We start from the raw sequence: 3,974 nt of genomic DNA, 5'->3' as shown, positions 1-3,974 counted from the left end.
TGTGACATAGCCTTTTGTTCCTTTATTTCTCTATTTTTGACGACTTAAAGTTATAAAGGAGCGGCTATGTCATTTCAACTCATCATAAAAGTCGAGCATCGCGTTCAATTACACAAAATTATGATCAAGATCCAGCTTTTCTCCCATAAGATCTAATTAAATAATCTTTTCCAATGTATTGATAACTTATCGGAATAATTTATTGAACCATTTCAGTCCAACATTCAATAATATACTGGTTACCGGTTCTTTTACTTTATCCCATACATCACCACAGAATTCTTTTATTGTATCCCAAAGGCCTTTTTCAGCTTCTTGTTCCATTTTTTCTGTTCTTATAGATGATTCTGCCTCTCGATATAGTGAATACTTTTTTTCCTTTGGCACAACATGAACAATTTTTTCCATTAAAATTTCTAGATTGTATTTTTCTTCTACGGATATTGGCACTATGTAGTTAGTTGAAGTATCAAATTCGCTACTAACGACTATAATTTTTTCGTTAATACCCCGTTGTTGTTTTTCTCCTGGTTTGTTGTTCCTATCATCCCACTCTCTCATAGGAGATAATTTATCGACTTGATTTATAACAAAAATAACTGGGCATTGTTCAAGGTGATTTTTCAATATTTCCTTATAGGCTTGTTTTGGTATTGAAAATGCACGATCATCAGCTTTCATAACCCAAATAACTAAATCAAGTTCTAGAGTAAGTTTTTTATATAGTTCAAAGTATTCTTTGTCTCTCTCTTGATTTTCACCAACACCAGGAACATCAATAAGTGTAATCCCTCTATCTTTTTCACCTATGAATAAATTCTGAGGTTCTCGGGTACACGATGCAACATCACTTACTTTTGCCACATCCTTACCAAATAACGCATTACAGAGAGATGATTTCCCAACCCCAGTTACACCAAAAACGCCAACGCGAGGCTGGTAGCTGGTGATTTCTTGAACTTTTTCTTTTATTTTTTTTAGCATTTCCTGACTTCTAACTTTTTCGAATGTAAGAGTGTTTTTGAGTTGTTTCTTACGATTTATTTCCATTATGTTCCTCATTTTTTGTGGGCTGAAATTAAATTTTAGTAAGATATATTTACTGTGTATATAATATCAATACATTAATTATGTACCATTATTTTTATTTGATGATGATCGCCTGATAACAACATGGATGTTTAAAAATTTTTATAAAAAAATAACGCTGGACGCTGGAATGCAAAACGGTTTTTTGTTTTGTATTCCAGCGTCAGCAGACAAGCCGCACTGCGGCGCGTCAGTCTTCCCGGTTAATGCGGATACTTTGATGGCACATTCACCACCTGTGTCATCCATTCAAACCAGTCACAGGCTTTACAGGCTCGGGTATCCAGCTTCGGATCGAAATGGTAGTGATGATGCGAGATATCTTCACAATACCCCACAAAAGGCTGATCAATACGGTGAAGCAGAATAGCCGCCGCTTGCTCTTTCGAATCAGGAAAAAATGCCCCACCGATTTCCGCAAACATATCAGTATCATCCTGCTGTGCACCACAGTGCTCGCAATGGTTTATCCAGTGCTGCCTGCGCAGCCGTTGGCTGACCGCTTTGCGCAGCGTGTGATAAAAACCGGGCAGCACGTTACGCACCATAGTGGGAATATCGGCGATATAAAACAGAAATGCCGGGCTGTCCTGCTCAGAGTAGTCCACTTCCGTGCCGGGTTCATCGCCGTTATCCGCTTCCAGTAGCTGGTGTCCGGCAGGCAGCATAAATGCCGTGACGGTAGTGTGTTCATGGCAGTGCGGGCACGGCGTCTGGGTTTGGGCGAGATACCAGGATTCGGCATGGACATTGTAGAACGGCAGCCAGTTCATAAACGGGGTCGGGTCAAAACTGCTGTCGATATACCAGGTTTGAGCGGCCGCATCCCAGTGCGCGCCCAATTTGCGTACCTGCTCGTATTCATCGTCGGGGACATTTAAATCAATCCGCAGCATATGCCTTCCTTCATTATTAAACCGTTAATCGAATAAATTAGTCAGACTATTTAGCTAATTTTCACCAAAGCATAAAGAGTTTATTGCTGACCTGATATCAAAAACACCGCATCCTCGGCATTTTGGAATCCATGACAAGGTGAATATTGATGCACAATTGCTTTTCCCTGTCCCGTTCTGCCTGTCTGCTGGGATTGACCATGTTGTTTATGCCGCTGGCTCATGCGGCCGAAAAAGACGAACTGGCGAGTGCAAAACGTCTGATTGAGCAGGTGCAAATAGCACTGGAACGCGCCAGCATCGCAGAAAAGCAATCAGATACCTCAAAACTTCTTCGTTATGACTTTGATTATCAGCGCATCCAGTCTGATCTCAACACCATCAAAGCGGGTATCGATCACTACCTCACACCTTCCCGCGATCAACCCCATAGATCCGGTTCGTTATCCGGCCATTACCGTCAGGAAAACCCGCAATGACTGACGCACAACGCAATGCCTTTGAAGTGGCCTCCGGGCACTTTGATATCACTTTTCTGTATCTGGTGTGCGTCGGGTTTTTCTTAGCCACCTTGTTTTTCTGGGCGGCCTGGGCCGCAGTGGATGTCTGGAATGGCTGGGCGAATGAAAAAGTGCGTAATGAGACCCTCAGCCAGTTTGCCCTTCGAACCGCGGTATTGCTGGTCGTGGCTATCTGGATGTTTGCCAGCTAATGCAGCGAACATAATGAAAAGGAACAGAGTCAATATGAAGCAAATTTTTACCGTCTGTCGGCGTATCAGCACAAACCTGATGACACGGATCAGTGTGTTCATGCTGTTATTCGGGCTTTCCTGTAGATCCGCCTGGGCAGATTTGCCGGCTATCGAACCACCCAAAAGTGGTGGCGGGGGCGGATTGTTGGGACAGGCGAAAGGGTACGCGCAGGATGGCATTGTGATTGGCGGGCTGATTTTATCCGCAGTGGCGTTCTTTAAGGTTGCTTCGGCTGCCGTCGAAACCTTTTCCGAAGTGCGCGATGGCAAATCGACCTGGACCCAGTTTGGCGCCATCGTCGTGGTCGGCGTGGTACTGTTGGTTGCCGTGATTTGGCTGCTGTCGAAATCGGCCAGTATCATTTTTTAAGGTAATCACCATGCAGACGATCGCTTTCTTACCTGACCGTTTAAACGCCGAACCGGTGGTGTTTCGCGGGTTCACCACCCCTGAAATGGGACTGGCCGCACTGGCCGGGATCGCGCTCGGACTGGCCGTCAGTCTTCCCCTGATCCCGTTAGCCGGTTGGGTCATGCTCCCGACCGGCATGTTGGTGATGCCTTTGTTACTGATTAGCTTTGGCGGGCGCTGGCTGGCACACCTCAAGCGTGGCAAGCCGGAAAATTATATCTGGCTGAAACTGGAAGAGAAAAAACGTCGGTTGGGTCTCGGTGATCCGACACTGATTATTGTCGCCCGGGGCTGGTCGTTGCGCCGAAGCAGGAGCTTGTGATGAGTCGGTTTCGTCATGCGGTGAAGAACCGGGATCAGCATATTCTGACCCTGCGAGTGGCGTGCGGCATTTTGGTGCTGGTATTGCTGCTGAGCCTGACGGGCTGGATGGCGTCACCGCGCAATCTCACCATCCATAACCCGCCGGACTTACGCACCGGCAGCACGCGCCCGTGGTGGGAGGTGCCTGCGCCCAGCGTCTACAGCTTTGCCTTTTATATTTTCCAGCAACTGAATGCCTGGCCGAAAAACGGGGCACAGGACTATCCGGCGAAAATTTATGCGCTTTCCCCTTATCTGACGCCGGCCTGTCAGGATTACGACTGAGCAGTCAGGGCCATGTCATCAATAACGGCCTGATCAGTGCCGGCACCCTGGCGGGGGAGGCGGATATCTTTGATGAGTGATTCTCTGACACGATGCAGTGCTCTCATCGCCTGTTGCGTCTCCGTTCTCGGCTGGACAAAACGCATTGAGGGGCGTGATGCTGCTTCACATATCG

General features: G+C 46.6%; 6 protein-coding genes and 2 pseudogenes. 5 read left to right on the top strand and 3 right to left on the bottom strand.

All coding sequences use genetic code 11. The features are described from left to right. Positions 1-186: 186 nt before the first annotated feature. A complete protein-coding gene (locus tag AAC854_RS21635) occupies positions 187-1,050 on the bottom strand; it encodes a GTPase family protein (protein ID WP_340618899.1) in 864 nt (287 codons plus the stop codon). Positions 1,051-1,292: 242 nt separating this feature from the next. Next, on the bottom strand, positions 1,293-1,985 hold the full coding sequence (locus AAC854_RS21630; RefSeq protein WP_340618898.1) for a DUF5710 domain-containing protein: 693 nt from the start codon (positions 1,983-1,985) through the stop codon (positions 1,293-1,295). A 149-nt stretch (positions 1,986-2,134) separates the two neighbouring features. On the opposite strand from AAC854_RS21630, the gene AAC854_RS21625 reads away from it, so the two are divergent. The 5 genes and pseudogenes from AAC854_RS21625 to AAC854_RS21605 form a co-directional block, all read left to right on the top strand. Next, complete coding sequence (locus tag AAC854_RS21625; protein WP_340618897.1) at positions 2,135-2,464, top strand: integrative conjugative element protein, RAQPRD family; 330 nt, start codon at positions 2,135-2,137, stop codon at positions 2,462-2,464. Continuing rightward, the gene (locus AAC854_RS21620) at positions 2,461-2,697 is read left to right on the top strand and encodes a TIGR03758 family integrating conjugative element protein (protein ID WP_340618896.1); all 237 of its coding nucleotides are present in this window, start codon (positions 2,461-2,463) and stop codon (positions 2,695-2,697) included. Before AAC854_RS21625 ends, AAC854_RS21620 begins: the two co-directional genes overlap by 4 nt. A gap of 79 nt (positions 2,698-2,776) precedes the next feature. Continuing rightward, positions 2,777-3,109: a TIGR03745 family integrating conjugative element membrane protein gene (locus AAC854_RS21615; protein WP_422824119.1), complete on the top strand. Its 333-nt coding sequence runs from the start codon at positions 2,777-2,779 to the stop codon at positions 3,107-3,109. Between the two features lie 10 nt (positions 3,110-3,119). Then, positions 3,120-3,473, top strand: a complete 354-nt coding sequence (locus AAC854_RS21610; protein WP_340618894.1) for a TIGR03750 family conjugal transfer protein — start codon at positions 3,120-3,122, stop codon at positions 3,471-3,473. Beyond that, a pseudogene (locus AAC854_RS21605) lies at positions 3,473-3,793 on the top strand (PFL_4703 family integrating conjugative element protein); the annotation flags it as partial. The gene AAC854_RS21610 and the pseudogene AAC854_RS21605, both read left to right, overlap by 1 nt. Positions 3,794-3,864: 71 nt before the next feature. Here AAC854_RS21605 and AAC854_RS21600 read toward each other — a convergent pair. Then, positions 3,865-3,974 (bottom strand): annotated as a pseudogene (locus AAC854_RS21600) (IS110 family transposase); the annotation flags it as partial.

This window comes from Xenorhabdus entomophaga (assembly GCF_037996725.1).
Lineage (GTDB): Bacteria > Pseudomonadota > Gammaproteobacteria > Enterobacterales > Enterobacteriaceae > Xenorhabdus > Xenorhabdus khoisanae.
This window is presented reverse-complemented; position numbering and strand designations above follow the sequence as displayed.